Origin of the sequence: Pseudomonas sp. 5P_5.1_Bac1 (assembly GCF_025466015.1) — a bacterium.
Lineage (GTDB): Bacteria > Pseudomonadota > Gammaproteobacteria > Pseudomonadales > Pseudomonadaceae > Aquipseudomonas.
Window position 1 is genome coordinate 32,911 of record NZ_JANLNX010000047.1, and the last position, 16,250, is coordinate 49,160.

Here is a 16,250-nt window from a genome sequence, read left to right on the forward strand (position 1 = left end):
AACCTCCGCCCTCTGCACCACCCACACCCCATTCGGCTCCCCCGCCGGCCATCCACCGCTCTTCGCCGTCTGCGCGGGCGCCGACTTCCGCGACGCGCTGGCGCACCTGTCGGCATCACTGACCTCGGCCGCCGAAACCAATCTCCAGCTCAGCGAACTGATCGACAAGCAATTCGGCGACCTGGTCTGGGCCACCCAGCAGTCGCTGGAAATGAGCCAGGCGCTGGTGGCGTCGATGTTGAGAGCGTCGATGGCATGCAGTCAGGCTGATATCTGACAAGCATGCCGACCGGGTTACCTCAGAACCGCGTGCGCACGGTAAACATCAGGTTGCGCGGGTTACCGAAGTAGGTGCTGTTTTCGACGGTGCCGGTCTGCGAGTAGTAGGTGCGGTCGAAGAGGTTTTCCAGGTTCAGCGACAAGTTGACGTTCTGGCTCAGGTCATAGCCGACCCGGGCGTTGTAGATGGCATAGCCACCTGTCTCGTTCTTCACGCCCTTGCCCGGGATGCTGTCGATATAACGGCCATACACGCCGCTCTGGATGTTGCCGCCCGCGCCGATCTGCCACTTCGACAGGTCGCCCTGCAACTGATAGTTGGCCCACAGGCGCAGCATGTGTTCCGGCATGGCACTCAGGAAGGCGGTGCCTTCCAGCGCGACGTTGTCAGGGTTACGCACGTATTTGCTGCGGTTATAGGTGTAGCCGGCGCTCAGTTCCAGGCCGGGCAGGACCTTGCCCGACATTTCCGCTTCGAAGCCTTCCGAACGCACTTTGCCGCCCGCGACGTAGCAACGGCAGGTGGCGGGTTGGGTCTGGTCGGTCTGGGCGCGGCCGGAGTAGTTGGTGCGGAAGATGGCGAAGGCGGTGTTCAGCGCGCCGTCATACAACTCGCCCTTGAGGCCCAGCTCGTAGCTTTCGCCGGAGCGCGGCGCCAGCGGGTTGCCGGCCGCGGTTTCGTAGCTGAGCTGCGGGGTGAAGATTTCCGAGTAGCTGGTGTACGCCGACCATTCCGGCGTCAGCGCGTAGACCAGGCCATAGAACGGCACCACTTTGGCGTTGGTCTGCTGACCTGTGAGGATGTGGCGGCCATTGAGTTCGTTGAACTGGTCCTGGGCGTAGTCCCACCAACTCACACGGGCGCCGACGATGACGTCCAGCGGGTCGATCACGTTGACCCGCAACGAGCCGTACACCCCCTGCTGATCGAGGGTCGCGGTGGTGGTGCGGTATTTGTCGGTGGTGTCGTATTTCGGCGGTTGGAACTGGGTGATGTCGGGAATGAAGTCGAAGGCGCCGTCGTACCAGGTCACGTCGTAGCGCGCCGCGACCCGTTTGCTGTGGGAGACGTTGCTCCCCAGGATGACTTCGCTGCGCCGGCCCATCAGGTCGAAGTTGCCGGTGATAAACAGGTCGGTGTTGTACTGGTAGTTGTTTTCGCCTCGCCCTTCGGCCCAGTTGTAGGCGCCGGAGTTGTCCGCCGGATCGATCAGGCCACCGGTGTTGCTGTACAGCGCGTCGAGGTTGAGACGCGTGTAGTTGCTGGCGAGGGTGACCTTCCAGTCGTCGTTGATCTGATGTTTGGCTTCGATGAAGAACTGCGTCGATTCGACGTCGTTGTAGTCCGACGGCGAGCTGAGGTTGGTGGAGCGCTTGAAGTCGATCTTCGTGCCGTTGCTGTAGCTCGGCAGGCCCCAGTCCATGGTCGCGTGGTTGTTGGCGTTCTGGTAGTTGAAGCCGACGCTGAGCAAGGTGTCGGGCGTCAGGTCGAACTCGATCACGCCGTAGGTCGACGCCCGCTCGCTCTTGCCCTCGTCGTAGAAGTAGTGGCGCGAGCCATAGGCGGTGGCCAGGCGCCCGCGCACGGTCTTGTCTTCGTTCAGCGCGCCCTGCAGGTCCACTTCCTGGCGATAGTTGTCCCAGGTGCCGGCCTGGGTCGTGGTGTTGAGCTGGAAGTCAGCCCCGGCGCGCTTGCGCACCAGGTTGATCGCGCCGCCCGGCGAGCCCGCGCCCTGGAACAGGCCGGCCGAGCCCTTGAGCACTTCCACGCGCTCATAGGCGATCAGGTCGGTCCAGTTCAGCGAGGTGATGCCGGTGCTGCTGCCGGCCGGAATCGGGATGCTGTTGATCTGGAAATTGTCGATTTCGAAGCCGCGGGCATAAGGCTGGTTGTCGCCGTTCAACGCACCGTAGGCGACCACGCCCTGGACGTTGTTGTAGACGTCGTTGAGGGTGGTGATGTTCTGGTCCTTGAGGCGCTGGGCGGTCAGCACCGTGATCGTCTGCGGGATTTCCTTGAGGCTGCGCTCGCTCTTGCCGATGGTCACCGCGCCGGTGGTGTAGGACCGGGTGTATTCGGTGTTAACCCCGAGGTTCTCGCCGTTGATGCTGGTCGGCGCCAGTTGCAGGGCGTCGCTTCTGTCGGCGGCGGGCACCAGCAGGTAGTTGCCCTGGGCGTTTTGCACCACGCTCAGGCCGGTGCCGGCGAGGATCCGCGCAAACCCCTGCTCCACGCTGAACTGGCCTTGCAGCCCTGCACTGGTTTTACCGGTGGTCAGGCGCGCATCGGTGGACAGCGGAATCGCCGCCTGCCGACCGAACTGGCTGAGCGCCTGGTCCAGCGGGCCGGCGGCAACGCTGAACGCCCGCACCGCGCTGGCCGCCTGCACCGTGCTGTCGGCCTGCGCCGTCAGGTTGAAACCGAGCAGCAGGCTGCCCGCGAGCGCGAGGGGCAAGGCCGAGGTGCGGGTGTCGTGAATGGCACGGGCCAGCGGGTGGAGGCGATACGTCATGAGCAACTTCCGAGAGGGTCAAGGGGCCGCGTCAGCAGCGGGATTACCCCTAAGCCAATCGAGCGCGAAAAATCTGCCAGCCCGTCGAAAAAATAATTAGGCGACCCGGCGCGGCGTCACCGTGACCCAATAGCGAGTGCGGCGCTGGACGCTCACCGGCAGGCTGTCCTGGAGCAGCGAGAAGATCCGCTCCGGGTCGTCCAGCGGATAGGAGCCGGTGAGTTGCAGGTCGGCCACCGCCGGATCGCAGCGCAGGATGCCGCGACGATAACGTGCCAGTTGCGCGACGAAATCCTCCAGACGCATGCGCTCGGCAACGATGAAGCCGTCGATCCACGCGGTGCTGCCCGGGTCCGCCGGCCGTACGTGCGACACCCCGTGGGAATCGATGAGCGCCTGCGTCCCGGCCTCGACCACCGGCTGCGCCGGGCCTCCCGGAATCGACACCGCCACCCGCCCGCTGCTCACCGCCAGCCGCGTGCCGCTGCCGTCCTCGTCGCAGCGCACGCAGAAGCGCGTGCCCAGTGGCTGCAACAGCGCGTCGGGGGTCTGCACCCGGAGTGGTCGGCGCGCGGGATCGTTGCCGGTGAGGATGTCCATCTCGCCGAAGCGCAGTACGATCAGTCGTTCATCGGCACTGAAGCGGATATCCACCGCGCTGTCTGTGTTCAGCCACAACCGGGTGCCGTCCGCCAGGGTGTGCTGCAAGCGTTCGCCGGTGGCGGTGCTGAGGTCGGCCAGTTCACCCTGAACCCAGTGGCTGTCCTTGCCGCGCCAGGCCGCGGCGCCGAGCACGCCGACGCCGAACAGCAATTTCAGCACCTGGCGACGGTCGCCACTGACATAACGGGTGTGCTGCAAGGCGCTGCGGGCCACCGGGTTGTCCAGCACCTGCGCGTGGTGGTGCAGCATTCCCGGCAGCCGGGCCATGCGCTGCCAGGCGCGCTCGTGCTCGCTGTCGCTCTGGCGCCAGCGCTGCAATTGCTGCAGCTCGGCCTCGCTGATATCGCCGGACTGGGTCAGGCTCAACCAGGCCAGCGCCTGGTCGCGAACGCGGGCGCTGATGGGCGGTTCGGCGTGCTTGGCGGAAGGCATGACGATCACTCGAACAGGCTGGCGTAGCAGCGGCTGAACGCCTTGAGCATGGCCTTCTGCACCTGATTGACGCTCAACCCCAATTGGACCGCGATCTGCTTGTAGGTCAGGCCATCGAGCTGCGAGAGCAGGAAAATCTCCCGCACCCGCGGCGACAGGCCGTGCAGCAGCGCGTCGATCTCGGTCAGGGTTTCGATCAGCAGGTAACGCGCCTCGGCGGAAAGTTCGACGTGCTCCGGCTGCGCGGCCAGGGCCTCGGCGTAAGCCCGTTCCACCGCGAGGCGGCGCCAGCGGTTGATCAGCAAGCTGTTAGCGATGGTGGCGAGGTAAGCCAGGGGTTGCTTGAGTTCACTGACCGAACTGCGGGCGCGGATGATGCGCACAAAGGTGTCGTGGGCCAGGTCATCCGCGTCCGCCGCTTCGCCCAGGCGCCGCTGCAACCAGCTCTTGAGCCAACTGTGATGCTGCAGATAAAGGACTTCGACATCCTGCTCGAATGAGTTGTGCGTGCCCATGGGCCAGAACGCCTGCGTAGATGATAACGATTCGCAATCTTAGCGATTCGTCCGAGCACGGCGCAACTGTCTTAATCTCGGGCCGCCTCAATCCCTCGGCGAATACAGTCAGCAAACACCGGCTCCTCCAGGTACGCCACATTCAACCGCGTCCATGGCGTCACGCCTTTCTGGTTGGTCTGGAAGATCGCCCCCGGCGCCAGCATCACGCCCTTGCCTTGCACCTCGCGGGTGAACGACGCGGTGTCGTCGATCCCCGGAAAACGCGCCCACAGGTACAGGCTCTGCTCGGGCCGGCAGAACACCTCGGCGCCCAGCTCATCGAGCACTTCCAGGCCACGGAACGTCGCTTCGCGGGCCCGGTCCTGCAGGCGCATCAGGTGCCGCAGGAAATGCCCCTCGCCAAGAATCACATCCACGGTGCGCTCGCACAGTTCCGAGCAACTGGTGTGCAGCATCATTTTCAGATCGGCCAGTTCATCGATCATCTCCTTGCTGCCGGCGATGTAGCCGACCCGCAACGCCGCCGACACCGATTTGGAGAAGCTGCCGATGTACAGCGAGCGGCGCAGTTGATCGAGCGCCGCGACCTTGAGCGCGGAGCTGGGCTTGAAGTCGGCCAGGGCATCGTCTTCCACCAGGATCAAGTCGTGCCGCTCAGCCAGTTGCAGCAACTGGTGAGCCTTGGCCGGGGAGATGTCGGAGCCGGTGGGGTTGTGGCTGATGGACTGGATGAAGAACAGCTTCGGCCGCTCGCTGCGCAGCAACGCTTCGAGGGCAGCCATGTCCGGGCCGTCGGCCAGGCGCGGGACGCTGAGCAGGCGCGCGCCCTGCAATTGCAGCTTGCCGAACAGCGGGTAGTAACCGGGGTTCTCCACCAGCACCGCGTCACCGGGGACGACGAAGCGGCGGATGATCAAATCCAGCGCGTGATTGGCGCCATGGGTGGTGACGATCTGCCGAGGCGTGGCGCTGATCGCATAGCTCGCCAGCTTGCGCACCAGGCTCTGGCGCAGCGCCGGGTTGCCGAGGCGGTTGCCGTAGCGGAACAGGTTGCCGGCACCGCTGCGCATCACTTGCCGGGTGAATTTGTCGAGGCGCATGTCCTGCAGCCAGGACACCGGCGCGAAGCCCTCGCCCAGCGGCGCCAGGCCGGGTTCGCGAACGAACTGCTGGCGCATCATCCAGATGGTGTCCATGGCGCGGGTGTAGGGCGGGGTTTCATCCACTTCCGCCGCCTGGAGCAAGGCGCCGACGAAAAAGCCCTGGCCGTGGCGCGCTTCCACCAGGCCCTTGGAGGCGAGGATTTCGTAGGCGGTGATCACCGTGTTCTTCGAGTGCCCGTGCAAGCGCATGTACTCGCGCAGCGACGGCAGGCGCTCGCCGGCCTTGAGCACACCAGTGCGGATCTGCTGTTCCACCGCGTCGGCAACCTGCTGGGCAAGGGTGATACGGGCCATCGTCGGGCTCCTGTCCTGGGTACAGTCTGGGTACTGTTGGGCGAAACTGTACCTTTATTCAAGGGCACAGTGGCTGCACATTTAGCACCACGCCGGCGACGCGCTCAAGCCGCCGCCCCAACAACAATGACTCCAACGGAGCCCCCCATGAGCCTCGACTCGCGCCTGCCCGATTTCCGCAACCTGTCCCCTGAAGCCCGCCTTGACCATATCGGCCAACTGCTCAACCTGAGCAGCGACGACGTGAGCCTGCTCGCCGAAACCGGCGCCCTGCCGATGGACATCGCCAATGGCATGATCGAAAACGTCATCGGCAAATTCGAACTGCCCTACGCCGTGGCCAGCAATTTCCAGCTCAACGGCCGCGACGTGCTGGTGCCGCTGGTGGTGGAAGAGCCGTCGATCGTGGCCGCTGCCTCGTACATGGCCAAGCTGGCCCGCGCCAACGGCGGCTTCATCACGTCCAGCAGCGCCCCGCTGATGCGCGCCCAGGTGCAGATCGTCGGCGTGCAGGACCCGCTCAATGCACGCCTGAGCCTGCTGCGCCGCAAAGACGAAATCATCGAACTGGCCAACCGCAAGGACCAGTTGCTGAACACCCTAGGCGGCGGCTGCCGCGATATCGAAGTGCACACCTTCGCCGACACCCCGCGCGGCCCGATGCTGGTGGCGCACCTGATCGTCGACGTGCGCGACGCGATGGGCGCCAACACCGTCAACACCATGGCCGAAGCGGTGGCGCCGCTGATGGAACAGATCACCGGCGGCAAAGTGCGCCTGCGCATCCTCTCCAACCTCGCCGACCTGCGCCTGGCCCGCGCCCAGGTGCGGATTACCCCGGAGCAGTTGAAATCCGCCGCGTTCAGCGGTGAAGAAGTGATCGAAGGCATCCTCGACGCCTACTCCTTCGCCGCCATCGACCCCTACCGCGCCGCCACCCACAACAAAGGGATCATGAACGGCATCGACCCGCTGATCGTCGCCACCGGCAACGACTGGCGCGCCGTGGAAGCCGGCGCCCACGCCTATGCCTGCCGCAGCGGCCATTACGGCTCGCTGACCACCTGGGAAAAGGATGGCAACGGCCATCTGGTCGGCACCCTGGAAATGCCGATGCCGGTCGGCCTGGTCGGCGGCGCCACCAAGACCCACCCGCTGGCGCAACTGTCGCTGCGCATCCTCGGCGTCAAGACCGCCCAGGAACTGGCGGAAATCGCCGTGGCCGTGGGCCTGGCGCAGAACCTCGGGGCCATGCGCGCCCTCGCGACCGAAGGCATCCAGCGCGGGCACATGGCGCTGCACGCCCGCAACATCGCCCTGGTGGCCGGTGCGCGCGGCGATGAGGTGGAGTGGGTCGCCCGGCAACTGGTGCAGGCCCATGACGTGCGCGCCGACCGCGCCGTCGAACTGCTCAAAGAAAAGCGCGGCGCGTGATCATGGCCACGTCCGAGCGAGTGAAAATCGTCGAGATGGCAGCCCGCGACGGCCTGCAGAACGAGCCTCGGCACCTGTCGGTAGAGGCCCGTCTGAGCCTGATCCGCGACCTGGCGGCCACCGGCCTGCGGCATATCGAGGGCGGCGCCTTCGTGTCGCCGCGCTGGGTGCCGCAGATGGCCGGCGCCGAAGAACTGTTCCGCCAGTTGCCGCGCGACGATGGCGTCAACTATTCCGCCCTGGTGCCCAATCTCCAGGGCCTGGACGCCGCGCTGCGGGCGGGCTGTCGCGAGGTGGCGGTGTTCGCCGCCGCCTCCGAGGCGTTCTCGCGCAGCAACATCAATTGCTCCATCGACGAGAGCTTCGAACGCTTCGCGCCGGTGCTGCGCACCGCGCGTGAAGCGGGCGTGCGGGTGCGCGGCTATGTATCCTGCGTGCTCGGCTGCCCGTTCAGCGGCCCGGTCGCCAGGGATGCCGTGGGCCGGGTCGCCAGCCGCCTGTACCAGATGGGCTGCCATGAGATCAGCCTGGGCGACACCATTGGTGCAGGCCGGCCGGACGAGACGGCGCGCTTGATCGAACACTGTGCCCGAGCGCTACCGATAACGGCACTGGCCGGCCACTTCCACGACACCTACGGCATGGCCATCGCCAATATCCACGCGGCGCTGAGCCTGGGCATGCGCACCTTCGACAGCTCGGTGGCGGGCCTCGGCGGCTGCCCCTACTCACCCGGCGCCAGCGGCAACGTCGCCACCGAAGACGTGCTGTACCTGCTGCACGGCATGGGCTTCGAAACCGGCATCGACCTGGAGGCCATGGCCCGGGTCGGCGCGCGGATCAGCGCCGAACTGGGCCAGCCGTCGCGCTCCCGTGTCGGCCTGGCCCTGGCCGCGAGGAGCGCTCGCCAGCCCTGAACCGACGTTGCTCCCGAACAAAAACAACAAGCCCGCAAGGGCAGGAGAATTCCAATGAAACCTGAATGCCGCCTGCACCGCCTCCGCCCGGAGGCCAACCATGGCTGACGACAACCTCTATGAAGTCTGGGGCGACACCGTCGACAGCCGCCACCTGATGGCGTCCATCGCCGTCGGCGCCGCGTGCAGCCTGGGTGCGTTCTTTCTGGCTGAGCACCTGCTGACCGGCTGGGTCGAGTCCGACCAGATGGCCCGCGCCTACGCCATGTTGCTCGGCATCCTCGGCTCGCTGGTCGGCGGCGCGGTCAGCGCCTGCCTGTTCAAGCCCAAGCGCAACGTGGTGGAACACGTCACCGACCCGGCGTGGCGCCTGCAGGTCATCGAAGAGTTGCGCGCCGAATACGGCGGCCTCGGCCAGATGTCCGACCTGCCCCCGGAAGTGCTCGCCGAGTTGCGTGAGCTGGGCCTGGATCGCCTCTTCGAAGACGCCGAAACCCCTGCGCCGCAGCAACCCCAATCGCGCCCGCACGGCGCGGCCCTGAAGGGAGGTGTCGCCTGATGGACGCCCTGTTCGACCAGATCCTGATTGCCGCCCTGATGGGCGTGATTGGCGCCGTGGTGTTCTCCGCCATCGGCCTGATTTCCGGCAGCGACGAAACCACCACCCTGGCACCGCTGACCTTGCTGGTGGTGTTGCTGGGCGTGCCCGCCGCCGGGGTGTTCACCTTCTTCCTCGCCGGCGCGGTGGCCAAGCACATGACCCACGCGGTGCCGACGGCGCTGCTGGGGATTCCCGGCGACACCATGGCCACGCCGCTGATGCGCGAGGCGAATTTCCTGCGCAACCTCGGTGTGCCGCACATTGCCCTGCGCAAGATGATTTCCGGCGCGGTGATCGCCGCGCTGGTCGCGGTGCCGCTGGCGGTGCTGTTCGCCGTGCTGCTGGCGCCGTTCGGCAGTGCGATCAAACAGGCCGCGCCGTGGGTGTTCCTCGCCGCCGCCACCACCATCGCCTACTTCTCGGCGGGCCGTTGGGCCTCGGTGTTGGCGCTGCTGCCCTTCGTGCTGGTGATCATCGCCCTGCAGACCCTCACCGGCCAGCATGGGGTCAAGCTCAGCGTCAGCTACTTCCTCGGCATCGCCATCGGCCCGCTGATCGCTGCACTGTTCGCCATGCTTGCCCCGGCGGAACGGGCGCGGATGAAGCGCAACGAACCGCGGACCTTCTCGCTGTCGCCGGACGTGAAAGGCTGGGGCGGCTGGTTCCCCAACCCGCTGAAAGTCCTCGACCGTCGCCAGGCCGGCTGGACCCTGGTCACCGCCACCGTGTCGAGCGCCACCTTCGTGTTCAGCCCGGTGGCGATGACGGTGATCCTCGGTGAAGTGGTCGGTGCGCGCATCAAGCACGCCTACCACCGTCTGACCTCGGTAATCACCGTGCGCAACGGCGTCACCGAATCCACCTACATTGCCGAGGCGCTGATCCCGTTGATCGCCTTCGGCCTGCCGCTGAGCCCGGTGGCCGCCGGCCCCGCCGCGCCGCTGTTCAACGCACCGCCGCGGTTTACCGTGGACACCGCCACCGGCCAGGTGAACAACCTGCACAACCTGCTCAGCGCCTGGGAATTCCTCGCCTTCGGCATGCTCGCGGTGGTCATCGCCATCCTCATCGCGTACCCGTTCTCGATGAACTTCGCCCACCGCGCCGCCTCGTTCGTGTCGCGGCGCATCAGCCACGAGGCGGTGATCGCTACCTTCGTCGGCCTGATCCTGGTGATCGGCCTGTGGGAAGGCGGCCTGCTCGGCTTGCTGGTGATCCTCACCATCGGCCTGCTGGGCGGATTCCTCTACCGCTTCATCGGCTTCAACATCGGTGTGCAGTTCATGGGCTACTACACCGCCGTGCTCAGCGTGCCGGCCATCGTCGCGCTGTTCGCCTGACCTGATCCCCCCTCACGACCCACGCAGCCCGGGCTGGCTGCGTGGCTTTACTCGCCCGCAAAAAAGGAACAACAACAATGAATATCCTTTGCACCCCTCGCCGCGTGCCGACCGCCTGCGCCTGCCTGCTGCTAAGCTCCGGCGCCGTCCAGGCCCAGGGTTTCGTCGAAGACGCCAAGGCCGGCCTCACCCTGCGCAACTTCTACATCAACCGTAACTTCGTCGACCCGGCGTTCCCGCAAAGCAAGGCCGAGGAATGGACCCAGAGCTTCATCCTCGACGCCAAATCGGGCTTCACCCAGGGCACCGTCGGCTTCGGCGTGGACGTGCTGGGGCTGTATTCGGTCAAGCTCGATGGCGGTCGCGGCACGGCCAACACGCAGTTGCTGCCGGTGCACGACGATGGCCGCCCGGCCGATGACTTCGGCCGCCTGGGCGTGGCGCTCAAGGCGAAGCTGTCCGCGACTGAACTGAAGGTCGGCGAATGGTCGCCGATGCTGCCGGTGCTGCGCTCGGACGACGGCCGCTCGCTGCCACAGACGTTCCAGGGCGCACAGGTGACCTCCCGCGAGATCGCCGACCTGACCCTTTACGGAGCCCGCTTCCGCGGCAACAGCCCGCGCAACGACGCGAGCATGGACGATATGTTCATGGCGGGTCGGCCCGCTGCGACGTCGGACCGGCTGGACATCGTCGGCGCGGAATACCTGTTCAACGACAAGGCGACCCAGGTCGGAGTCTGGCACTCGGACCTCGAAGACATCTACCGCCAGCAGTACTACAACCTGATCCACCGCCAGGTCGTGGGCAACTGGACCCTGGGAGCCAACCTCGGCTGGTTCGTCGGCCAGGACAGCGGCCGCTCGCTGGCGGGTGACATGGACAACCGCACCGGCTCGCTGATGCTGTCGGCGCGGACCGGCGCGCACACCTTTTATCTCGGCCTGCAACGGGTCAGCGGCGATACCGGCTGGATGCGCGTCAACGGCACCGCGGGCACCAGCCTGGCCAACGACAGCTTCAACTCCAGCTACGACAACGCCCGCGAGCGCTCCTGGCAGCTGCGCTACGACCACGACTTCGCCGCCGAAGGCCTGCCGGGGCTGCAACTGATGACTCGCTACATCAGCGGCGACAACGTGCATATCGGCGCGGTGCGCGACGGCAAGGAATGGGGCCGTGAGACGGAACTGGCCTACACCCTCCAGAGCGGGTCCCTGCGCGACCTGACCATCAAATGGCGCAGCTCCACCTTGCGCCGGGACTTCAGCAGCAATGAGTTCGATGAGCATCGGGTGATCGTGAGTTATCCGCTTTCGGTGTTGTGATTCAGCGTTGGTATCTGCATATCTCACAGGCAACACGCGGAACCTGTAGGAGCGGCCATTAGCCGCGATGGGCCGCAACGCGGCCCCAAAACCATCCTGCACGAGGTGGCTGTCTATATCCGGTCTCACTTTCGACGCTCAGGCGCCCTGAATGTGAGACCCCAACCCGCCAGAAACAGTGTGCTGGATGGATTCAGGGCCGCGTTGCGGCCCATCGCGGCTAACGGCCGCTCCTACAGGTTCTGCGTCTTGCCGGCGAGATGTGTAGATACCCACAACAAATCCCCCGCCCCGACCAACAACCTTCCCCCTCCATCCTGCATCTGTAGGATAGTGATCCCGCCCCAATCCACCGACACTCTCCCCCAGGCCCTGCCAACGTCCACGCGGCGCTCCGGTCCTCCCTGACTCCGTGACGAAACCAATAAGAAAAGTCGCACAGAGGTAATAAAACCCATGAGCGGTCATGAACACAGCCTTGCCAGCCTCCTCGGGGCATTCAGCGCGATGACGCTGGAGCTGCAACGCCTGGCGCAAAACAACGACATCGAACATTTCCACCAGCCCGCCCTGGCGAGCATCAGCCAGGTGCTGCCGTTCACCAGCGCCTGGTGGGGCCGCGCGGCGTTGATCGACGGGATGCCGGAAGAGCACAGCTCGTACCTCTACAACCTGGCGCCAAGCTACCTGCCGGACTGGCAATCCATTCGCCACACCGACGTGACCATCCACCGCGTCCACGAACGTCCGGGGCAAACGGTCATCGTCGACATGCGCGACCCCGCCAACGGCGCCGGGCTCAACTGGCTCGGGGAAACCTACGGCATCGGCGAGCTGCTGTGCGTGGTCTACATCGACCCGCAAACCCACCTCAGCGACCACCTCGCCCTGTATCGCGCCCCTGGCGCACCGCGCTTCACCGAGCAGGACTGCCGAATCCTCGACAACATCATGCTGCACCTGGTGGCGGCGGTGTCGGCCAACCATATCCGCACGCTGGTCGCCAAGCGCGAAATGCTCACGCCTTCGCGCAACCTCGCCCTGGCGGTGTGCGACCAGCGCGGCACCTTGCATTGCGCCGAGCGCGGCTTCGTCGATCTGCTGCTGAACGAGTGGCCGGACTGGAGCGGCCCCTTGCTACCGGTGCCCATGGACGCCCGTGGCTACGACGGCAAGCGGTTGCAGGTCGAAGCCTCGGCGGTCGGCGACCTGTTCCTGCTGGCCGCCCGTGGGCGCAACGTCTTCGTCCAGCTCAGCCCCCGTGAAAACGCCGTGGCCCAGGGCTTCGGCGAAGGCCGGACGTACAAGGAAATCGCCCGCGACCTGGGCATGTCGCCCAACACCGTGCGCCATCACATCCGCGCCATCTACAGCAAGCTCGGGGTCAACGACAAAACCCGCATCGCCCACCTGCTGCACACGCCACCTGACTGATCCACAGCGCTGACCCGCACTGACCGATTCGCCGGTTTTACCGGCGACGGCACCCCCTTGCCTTTTTTTTGCCACTGCCCGGCACCGGCGAGCCGTTCGCCACACAACCCCTCGAAGAAGAGACGAAAAGAGCATGAGCAACCCCCTCCTCCGCACCCTCGCCGCTGTCACCGGCGGCCTGTTGAGCCTCCAGGCCAGCGCCGCCGACCTCAACGCCCGGGACTTTTTCGGCGCGCCGTCCGGCACCAGCCTCGGCGTGCTGTACTTGCCGGCGACCCGCGCCAATGACTTCCACGGCCCGGCCGACAGCACCGGCAAGGCCGAGCTGAAGGTCAACGCCGTGGCCTATCGTCAGGTGTTCTTCACCGACCTCTGCGGCACCCTGTGCACGCCGCAATTCATCGTGCCCTTCGCCGACATCGACGCCCGCCTGCCCGGCGCCAGCGGTCACACCGGCGAAAGCGGCTTCGGCGACCCGCAAGTCGGCGGCACGCTGTTCTTCATCAACGACCCGGCCTCGCGCACCTACAGCGGCCTGCTGACCCTGGTCACCCTGCCGGTCGGCGAGTACCACGGGCAGAACCCCGACGTGTCGCCGGGCGCCAACCGCTGGGGCACCACCTTCGTTTACAACTACACCCAGGGCATCGGCGAAAAGTGGGTGCTGGAAGCCAACCTCGAAGCCCAGCTCTACGGCAAGAACGACGACTATTTCGGCGCCGAGCTGAAGCAGGATCCGCTCTACCGCCTGCAAGCCTTCGCCTCCTACGACTTCACCCCCGCCACCTACGGCGCGCTGCGGCTGATCCACGCCGATGGCGGCGAACTGCGGATCAACGACCAGCGCATCGACGACACCCACAAGCGCTACACCCAGGTCGGTTTCGAGGTCGGCCACTGGCTCGACCCGCAGAACCAACTGATGTTCAGCCTCTCGCAGAACGTCGCCACCGATAACGGCTACCACGGCGCGGACGCCTTGCTGCGTCTGGTCCACGTGTTCTGATCGACTGTCCCGGAGCTTGCCCATGACCACCCAGACCAGGCCGCTGTCCGGCGGCAACCTGTTCGCCTCCTCGCAACTGGCGCTGCTCGCGGCCATTGTGCTGTTTGCCGCGATCACCCCGACCATCCTCATGACCGCGCCGGCCGTCGCCGCGCAACTGGCCACGCAATGGCAACTGAGCCCGTCGCAGATCGGCGACCTGTTTTCCACCGAGCTGGGTGCCATGAGCCTGGCCACCCTGCCCGCGTTCTGGTGGCTCAAGCGCGTCAACTGGCGTACCGCGGCGGTGTTGGCCGGCGTGCTGTTCATCGGCGCCAACCTGCTGTCGATCTGGGCCCAGGATTACAGCGCGCTGCTGGCCCTGCGTTTTTGCAGCGCGCTGGCCGGCGGCTCGCTGATGATCATCTGCCTGTCCAGCGCCGCGTCCACGGCCAATCCGAGCCGGGTCTATGGCCTGTGGGTGATGGGCCAACTGGTGGTCGGCGCCATCGGCCTGAGCGTGCTGCCCCGGCTGTTCGAGCACTACGGACTGGCGGCCTGCTACCTGACCCTGGCGGTACTGATGACGCTGTTCCTGCCGCTGGCGCGCTTCTTCCCCCAAGGTGCGCCGAGTGCGCAGCAGAGCGTCGATGAGCGTCCACGGGCGGCGAAGTGGAAAGTCGCGCTGGGCATTCTCGGCATCCTCAGCTTCTACATCAGCCTCAGCGGCGTCTGGACCTTTATCGGCGCCATCAGCGCCAACGCCGGCATCTCCGCCGACGCCAGCGGCGAAGTGCTCGCCATCGCCACCGTGATGGGCATCGTCGGTGCCGGCTGCGCCTCGCTGATCGGCGACCGCCTGCCGCGCGTGCTGCTGTTGCTGCTGGGTTACGGCCTGATGGCCGGCGCGGTGCTGTTGTTGCTGGGCCAGCCGCCACTGGCTCGGCTCGCCCTGGCGGCGCTGGCGTTCAAGTTCACCTGGACCTTCATCCTGCCGCTGATCCTCGCCTGCCTGGCGGACCTGGACCGCTCCGGAAAACTGATGAACGCCTCCAACCTGGTGATCGGTGGCGGCCTGGCGATAGGCCCGGCCATCGCCGGCCGCCTGATCGAAAGCAGCGGCGGTTTCCAGCCGCTGCTAATCAGCGCCGCCGGCGTAACCCTCATCTCCCTGTTGCTGATTCTCGGCTGCCGCACCAACGCCTGAGCCGCCCCATTACCTTGAAAGAACGGAAAGACCATGAGCCGAACCACTGCTTTTTTCTTCGATGAACTCAGCCTCTGGCACAGCGCCGGCCTGCATGCCCTGACCCTGCCGGTCGGCGGCTGGGTGCAGCCACCCGCCGCCGCCGGCCATGCCGAATCGCCGGAGACCAAGCGCCGCCTGAAAAGCCTGCTGGACGTCTCCGGCCTGACCCGCCAGTTGCAGGTGCGCAGTGCCGCCAGCGCCACGGACGAGGATCTTTTGCGCGTCCACAGCGCCGAGTACCTGCAGCGCTTCAAGGCCCTGAGCGACGCCGGCGGCGGCGAACTCGGGCCGCACGCGCCCATCGGTCCGGGCAGCTACGAGATCGCCCAACTGTCCGCCGGCCTGGCCATGGCCGCGGTCGACGCCGTGCTGGCCGGCGAAGTGGACAACGCCTACTCGCTGTCGCGACCACCGGGCCACCACTGCCTGGCCGACAGCGCCATGGGCTTCTGCTTCCTGGCGAACATCGCCATCGCCGTCGAGGCGGCCAAGGCCAAACGCGGCCTGGGCAAGGTCGCGGTGATCGACTGGGACGTGCACCACGGCAACGGCACCCAGTCCATCTTCGAGGAGCGCGGCGATGTGCTGACCATTTCCCTGCACCAGGACGGCTGCTTCCCGGCCGGCTACAGCGGCGAAGAGGACCGCGGTCGCGGCGCGGGGTTGGGGGCCAACATCAACATCCCGCTGCCGCCCGGCAGCGGACATGACGCCTACCTGCACGCCATGCAGCGCATCGTGATCCCGGCGCTGGAGCGTTTCGAGCCGGAGCTGATCGTCGTCGCCTGCGGCTATGACGCCAACGCCGTCGACCCGCTGGCGCGGATGCTGCTGCACAGCGACTCGTTCCGCGAAATGACCCGGCAAGTGCGCGAAGCCGCCGAGCGCCTATGCCACGGGCGGCTGGTGCTGGTGCATGAAGGGGGCTATTCGGAGGCGTATGTGCCGTTCTGCGGACTGGCGGCGATCGAGGAACTGGCGGGCATCAGGACCGACGTCAACGACCCGATGCTGGAGTTCGTGCAGTTGCAACAGCCGAGCGCCACCGTGACGGCCTTCCAGCGGCGGCTGGTGGACGAGATGGCTGAAAAGCGCTGACG

13 protein-coding genes are annotated in these 16,250 nt (G+C 66.2%); 9 read left to right on the forward strand and 4 right to left on the reverse strand.

The features are described from left to right. Window positions 1-299: 299 nt before the first annotated feature. The 4 genes from NTD82_RS09340 to NTD82_RS09355 all read right to left on the reverse strand — a co-directional run bounded on the left by NTD82_RS09340 (window position 300) and on the right by NTD82_RS09355 (window position 5,862). Window positions 300-2,792, reverse strand: a complete 2,493-nt coding sequence (locus tag NTD82_RS09340; RefSeq protein ID WP_262128547.1) for a TonB-dependent siderophore receptor — start codon at window positions 2,790-2,792, stop codon at window positions 300-302. A gap of 96 nt (window positions 2,793-2,888) precedes the next feature. After that, the gene (locus tag NTD82_RS09345; protein WP_262128548.1) at window positions 2,889-3,887 is read right to left on the reverse strand and encodes a FecR domain-containing protein; all 999 of its coding nucleotides are present in this window, start codon (window positions 3,885-3,887) and stop codon (window positions 2,889-2,891) included. Window positions 3,888-3,892: 5 nt separating this feature from the next. Next, on the reverse strand, window positions 3,893-4,402 hold the full coding sequence (locus tag NTD82_RS09350) for a sigma-70 family RNA polymerase sigma factor (RefSeq protein WP_262128549.1): 510 nt from the start codon (window positions 4,400-4,402) through the stop codon (window positions 3,893-3,895). Between the two features lie 71 nt (window positions 4,403-4,473). Continuing rightward, window positions 4,474-5,862 (reverse strand): PLP-dependent aminotransferase family protein, encoded by a 1,389-nt coding sequence (locus tag NTD82_RS09355; RefSeq protein ID WP_262128550.1) that lies wholly within the window; start codon window positions 5,860-5,862, stop codon window positions 4,474-4,476. A gap of 147 nt (window positions 5,863-6,009) precedes the next feature. On the opposite strand from NTD82_RS09355, the gene NTD82_RS09360 reads away from it, so the two are divergent. From NTD82_RS09360 to NTD82_RS09400, 9 genes are all read left to right on the forward strand, one after another. Further along, complete coding sequence (locus NTD82_RS09360; RefSeq protein ID WP_262128551.1) at window positions 6,010-7,296, forward strand: hydroxymethylglutaryl-CoA reductase, degradative; 1,287 nt, start codon at window positions 6,010-6,012, stop codon at window positions 7,294-7,296. A gap of 2 nt (window positions 7,297-7,298) precedes the next feature. Further along, window positions 7,299-8,213 (forward strand): hydroxymethylglutaryl-CoA lyase, encoded by a 915-nt coding sequence (locus NTD82_RS09365; RefSeq protein WP_262128552.1) that lies wholly within the window; start codon window positions 7,299-7,301, stop codon window positions 8,211-8,213. A 100-nt stretch (window positions 8,214-8,313) separates the two neighbouring features. Continuing rightward, window positions 8,314-8,772: a hypothetical protein gene (locus NTD82_RS09370; protein WP_262128553.1), complete on the forward strand. Its 459-nt coding sequence runs from the start codon at window positions 8,314-8,316 to the stop codon at window positions 8,770-8,772. Next, window positions 8,772-10,154, forward strand: a complete 1,383-nt coding sequence (locus tag NTD82_RS09375) for a tripartite tricarboxylate transporter permease (protein WP_262128554.1) — start codon at window positions 8,772-8,774, stop codon at window positions 10,152-10,154. The genes NTD82_RS09370 and NTD82_RS09375 overlap by 1 nt, the downstream gene beginning before the upstream one ends. 77 nt (window positions 10,155-10,231) lie before the next feature. Beyond that, entirely contained in the window at window positions 10,232-11,482 is a 1,251-nt protein-coding gene (locus NTD82_RS09380; protein WP_262128555.1) for an OprD family porin, read from the forward strand. A gap of 456 nt (window positions 11,483-11,938) precedes the next feature. Next, entirely contained in the window at window positions 11,939-12,916 is a 978-nt protein-coding gene (locus NTD82_RS09385) for a helix-turn-helix transcriptional regulator (protein WP_262128556.1), read from the forward strand. A 133-nt stretch (window positions 12,917-13,049) separates the two neighbouring features. Beyond that, window positions 13,050-13,922: a transporter gene (locus tag NTD82_RS09390; RefSeq protein ID WP_262128557.1), complete on the forward strand. Its 873-nt coding sequence runs from the start codon at window positions 13,050-13,052 to the stop codon at window positions 13,920-13,922. Window positions 13,923-13,944: 22 nt separating this feature from the next. Further along, on the forward strand, window positions 13,945-15,108 hold the full coding sequence (locus NTD82_RS09395; RefSeq protein WP_262128558.1) for an MFS transporter: 1,164 nt from the start codon (window positions 13,945-13,947) through the stop codon (window positions 15,106-15,108). A gap of 33 nt (window positions 15,109-15,141) precedes the next feature. After that, window positions 15,142-16,248 (forward strand): class II histone deacetylase, encoded by a 1,107-nt coding sequence (locus tag NTD82_RS09400; protein WP_262128559.1) that lies wholly within the window; start codon window positions 15,142-15,144, stop codon window positions 16,246-16,248. Window positions 16,249-16,250 lie beyond the last annotated feature (2 nt).

Bases quoted from the DNA above. Each gene is read 5' to 3' on its own strand.
- NTD82_RS09375 (WP_262128554.1), top strand. From the start codon at position 8,772: ATGGACGCCCTGTTCGACCAGATCCTGATTGCCGCCCTGATGGGCGTG.
- NTD82_RS09360 (WP_262128551.1), top strand. From the start codon at position 6,010: ATGAGCCTCGACTCGCGCCTGCCCGATTTCCGCAACCTGTCCCCTGAA.
- NTD82_RS09365 (WP_262128552.1), top strand. From the start codon at position 7,299: ATGGCCACGTCCGAGCGAGTGAAAATCGTCGAGATGGCAGCCCGCGAC.
- NTD82_RS09345 (WP_262128548.1), bottom strand. From the start codon at position 3,887: ATGCCTTCCGCCAAGCACGCCGAACCGCCCATCAGCGCCCGCGTTCGC.
- NTD82_RS09400 (WP_262128559.1), top strand. From the start codon at position 15,142: ATGAGCCGAACCACTGCTTTTTTCTTCGATGAACTCAGCCTCTGGCAC.
- NTD82_RS09370 (WP_262128553.1), top strand. From the start codon at position 8,314: ATGGCTGACGACAACCTCTATGAAGTCTGGGGCGACACCGTCGACAGC.
- NTD82_RS09350 (WP_262128549.1), bottom strand. From the start codon at position 4,402: ATGGGCACGCACAACTCATTCGAGCAGGATGTCGAAGTCCTTTATCTG.
- NTD82_RS09355 (WP_262128550.1), bottom strand. From the start codon at position 5,862: ATGGCCCGTATCACCCTTGCCCAGCAGGTTGCCGACGCGGTGGAACAG.
- NTD82_RS09380 (WP_262128555.1), top strand. From the start codon at position 10,232: ATGAATATCCTTTGCACCCCTCGCCGCGTGCCGACCGCCTGCGCCTGC.
- NTD82_RS09395 (WP_262128558.1), top strand. From the start codon at position 13,945: ATGACCACCCAGACCAGGCCGCTGTCCGGCGGCAACCTGTTCGCCTCC.
- NTD82_RS09340 (WP_262128547.1), bottom strand. From the start codon at position 2,792: ATGACGTATCGCCTCCACCCGCTGGCCCGTGCCATTCACGACACCCGC.
- NTD82_RS09390 (WP_262128557.1), top strand. From the start codon at position 13,050: ATGAGCAACCCCCTCCTCCGCACCCTCGCCGCTGTCACCGGCGGCCTG.
- NTD82_RS09385 (WP_262128556.1), top strand. From the start codon at position 11,939: ATGAGCGGTCATGAACACAGCCTTGCCAGCCTCCTCGGGGCATTCAGC.